This window comes from Streptomyces sp. NRRL B-24484 (assembly GCF_000717715.1).
Classification (GTDB): Bacteria; Actinomycetota; Actinomycetes; order Streptomycetales; family Streptomycetaceae; genus Kitasatospora.
In genome coordinates, this window is record NZ_JOAI01000155.1 from 1 (window position 1) to 425 (window position 425).

General features: G+C 69.2%; 1 protein-coding gene. It reads right to left on the reverse strand.

The annotated features are described in order from the left end of the window. Window positions 1–10 precede the first annotated feature (10 nt). Window positions 11–425 (reverse strand): IS5 family transposase (locus tag IE98_RS0141715; protein ID WP_030278016.1); only part of this gene is annotated, 415 nt, incomplete at its 5' end.

Genomic DNA, 425 nt, shown 5'->3' on the forward strand with positions numbered 1-425 from the left:
ACTGATCATTTCAGAATGAGGTCCGAAGCTTCCGCAGGCAGATGATGCTGCAGGCGAGTTGGAGCAGGCCCAGGTGGAGGTCGGCGCGTATCTCGTAGCGAATCCGCAGGCGCTTGAACTGGTGGAGCCAGGCGAAGGTTCGCTCGACCACCCAGCGGGTCTTGCCGAGTCCGGAGCCGTGGGCGACGCCGCGGCGGGCGATCTTCGGGGTGATGCCGCGGCGTCGGAGGATGCGGCGGTACTTGTCGTAGTCGTAGCCGCGGTCGGCGAAGAGCCTGCGGGGGCGGCGGCGGGGTCTGCCGCGCAGGCCGCGGATCGGTGGGATCGCGTCCAGGAGGGGCAGGAGTTGGGTGACGTCGTGGCGGTTGCCGCTGGTCAGCGTGACGGCGAGCGGGGTGCCGTGCCGGTCGACGATCAGGTGGTGC